This is a genomic window from Kitasatospora sp. NPDC004799 (genome assembly GCF_040609095.1).
Lineage (GTDB): Bacteria > Actinomycetota > Actinomycetes > Streptomycetales > Streptomycetaceae > Kitasatospora.
The window spans coordinates 1-2,848 of sequence record NZ_JBEXJK010000647.1 but is presented as its reverse complement, the minus strand read 5'-3'; the positions used below and the strand labels follow the sequence as shown (position 1 = coordinate 2,848).

At 71.9% G+C, this 2,848-nt stretch carries 2 protein-coding genes; both read right to left on the bottom strand.

Annotated elements, in window-relative coordinates:
* Window positions 1–76: 76 nt before the first annotated feature.
* Complete coding sequence (locus tag ABZW03_RS39405) at window positions 77–1,315, bottom strand: hypothetical protein (RefSeq protein ID WP_355269484.1); 1,239 nt, start codon at window positions 1,313–1,315, stop codon at window positions 77–79.
* A gap of 143 nt (window positions 1,316–1,458) precedes the next feature.
* Window positions 1,459–2,772, bottom strand: coding sequence for a phospholipase D-like domain-containing protein (locus ABZW03_RS39400; protein WP_355269482.1), 1,314 nt, complete (start codon window positions 2,770–2,772; stop codon window positions 1,459–1,461).
* Window positions 2,773–2,848 lie beyond the last annotated feature (76 nt).

Genomic DNA, 2,848 nt, shown 5'->3' with positions numbered 1-2,848 from the left:
GCTCGGGAGCCGGGGCCTCGCCACCGTGAACGCGGTCGCCGCTGCCGGTCCGTACGAACCGGGAGCGGGCCGCCGCTCAGCCGCCGCCGTAGGTGGCCTGGGTGACGGCGAAGACGTTGCGCCCGCCCGTGGTCTCCTGCAGCGACCACAGCAGGTCGGGGTTGGTGGTGTCCTCCCAGTAGGAGAGGCTCTCACCGCCGCCCACCCAGGCGAAGGTGGACGGGCCCGCGGTCGGGGTCCAGTAGTAGAGCTGCTTCTGCCGCGAGGAGTTGAACCACCACCGGCCGTTGTGGGAGGCCACGCCGTTGAGGTTGTACCAGGGCAGTTGGAGCGCCTGGCCGGCGGTGGTCGTCGCGGCGAAGGTCGTCGCCCCGGTCGCGAACGGGAAGCGGACCGCCCGCGGCGGGCGGTTGGGGTAGTCGGGGCAGTTCGCCTGGCAGGTGTACTCCGTCATCACGATCGACCTGCTGACCCGGTCCAGGGAGATCGACGACCAGACCAGCTTGTCGGGGGAGGTCGTCTGCGCCGTGACCGTGCCGACCTGGGGCAGCACGTACGCGTAGTTGTGGGCGTAGTAGACGGTGTCGGACTGACGGCCGATCTGGTCCGCGGTGCCACCGGAGTCGGTGTTGAGGATCTTGCGCATGTCGAAGACGCGCATGCCGTTCCCGGTGTCGGCGACGTAGAGGTGGTCGCCGTACCAGGAGACGCCGCCGGCGTGGATCGGGATGTCCTTGAAGCTCGGCGCCGCCGCCGTGCCGGTCGGTTCCACCAGGAGGATCTTGCGGTAGGTGTTGGGGTAGGTGGCGTCCCAGTCGACCAGGGTGATCCGGCTGCGCTGCTGGGCGCCGCTGCAGCCGTCCTTGGTGTACCAGCTCACCAGCACGAGCTGGTGGCCGTCGTAGTTGCCGCTGTCCGCCGTCCCCACGGCGTCCCGGCTGGTGGTGATGCCCTGGGGGAAGCTCTGGCAGTCGGAGTTGTCGCCGTCGTCGAACCGGAAGCCGGTGGTCAGGCCGGCGACGGAGAAGGTCGACGGGAGCGCCTGCCGGTCGTGGTTGGCGTTCTCCATCACCGTGTGCACGGCGGAGGTCCCCAGCTTCGCGGTGAGGGCCGAGTTGAGCGTGTCGTACCGGTGGTAGTCCGCGGTGAGGGTGTAGTCGGACGCGGTCAGGGCCGTCGGCGCGGTGGCGGCCGCCGCCGGCGACGCGCCGACCAGCGCGCCGGCGACGAGCACACCGGCGGCGACCACCGCCCGCGCCGCGGTGCGGACGTGACTGAGGATCAAGGCGAGCCTCTCCAGGGTGGAACGGATCATCGGGATCACTCACGCTAGGGGCCCGTTGAGCATGTCCGCAACACCCCGGAAGTCACTCGGGTTCCCCGTCCGCGGACTGCCGGGGGCGGGGAACCCGCCGGTGGGACGTCGGACGTCAGGCGTCGGACGTCGGGTACCGGCCGTCAGGCCTGGCAGGTCCCGGTGGACCAGTCGACGGTCGCGGCGCCCTGCGAGTACCGCCACTCGGGGCCGAGCAGGTCGCGGTCGAGCTGTGCGGCCGCGCTCGGGCTCTCGACGATGTAGCCGAAGTCCTGGAGCCAGGCCGGGTACAGGTTCTTCGAGCCGATGTAGAAGGCCGAGTCGTCGACCGCGACCAGCTTGTGGTGCAGCGCGTACGGGTGCCCGTCGGCCCAGGTGGCGGTGGGGGCCGCGCGGAAGGTGGCGAGCTGGAGGTTGCCGCAGAGCGCCGCGGCGGCCTTGCCCTGGTCGCCGGTGAGCGCGGTGAGCCGGGCCTTCAGGACGTCGCTGATCTCGGCGAGGGACTTGATCTGCGAGTAGCCGCCGCTGCCCACGGCGCCCCGGTTGGCCGGGTCGCTGACCACGATCCGCACCTTGACCCCGGCGGCCAGCTTGGCGGCCAGCGTGTCGTAGAGCCGGGAGTCGTAGCGCGAGAGCGGCGGGCAGGGGCCGTTCAGGTCCTGCTGGGAGATCTCGACGTGCCGCCGCGCGCTGCCGATCAGGGCGCGCAGGGCGTTCTCCTCGGGGTTGACGGTCTCGTAGTCGCGGTCGGCGTTGGTGTTGTCGTGCAGGGTCAGCGGGCTGCACTTGGCGTCCGCCGCCCCGGGAACGGGGCCGGGCCGGTACCCGGAGGCGGGGTCCGCGTCCTTAATGCCGACGCCGAGGCCGCCGACGGCTATCACGGGGACGTTCCCGGTGGCGGGCGCGGGCGGGTTGAGGTCGCGTTCGATCGACGGGCGGCAGGCGCCGCCGTCCGAGGAGGCGAACCAGGCGTTGTCGAGGACGCCGGTGCGGCCGCAGGTCCACTCCCACAGGGTGTCCAGGTAGCGGCCGGCGGAGGTCGCGGCGGGGCCGGTGAGCGCCAGGTCGACGTCCGAGACGGGGTGCGCGGTGTCCAGGTAGTCCTTGCTCCAGCTGTTGATGCCGCCGGTGAGGACGGTGCGTCCGTCGACCACCAGGAGCTTGGAGTGGTTCCACGAGAAGGCGGTGCGCGAGGCGGTCATCGAGGCGATGTTGAGGCTGACCGACGCGGCGGCCGGGCCGAGCTTGGCGACCAGTTCGTCCCGGTAGCGCGAGGGCAGCGAGGTGGCGCTGTACAGCGGCACCGCGCCGACCAGGACGCGCACCACCGGGCGGTGCCCGGCGGCGACCGAGGCCTTGAGTCCGGCGACCAGGGCGTCCTCGAACCCGCCGTCGGGGAAGGGCGCGAGGGTGGAGACGTCGACGGTCCTGGTGGCGGCGGAGACGTCGGCGGTCATCTTCGCTGGACCAGGCGCTGCGCACGGCCCTGGAGGGCATCTACCCGCCGCTGGCCACCTTCGAGCTGGTGGACTA

What these genes read in the sequence shown, in the direction of transcription:
- ABZW03_RS39405 (WP_355269484.1), bottom strand. Translation starts at nt 1,315, where the DNA reads ATGATCCGTTCCACCCTGGAGAGGCTCGCCTTGATCCTCAGTCACGTC.
- ABZW03_RS39400 (WP_355269482.1), bottom strand. Translation starts at nt 2,772, where the DNA reads ATGACCGCCGACGTCTCCGCCGCCACCAGGACCGTCGACGTCTCCACC.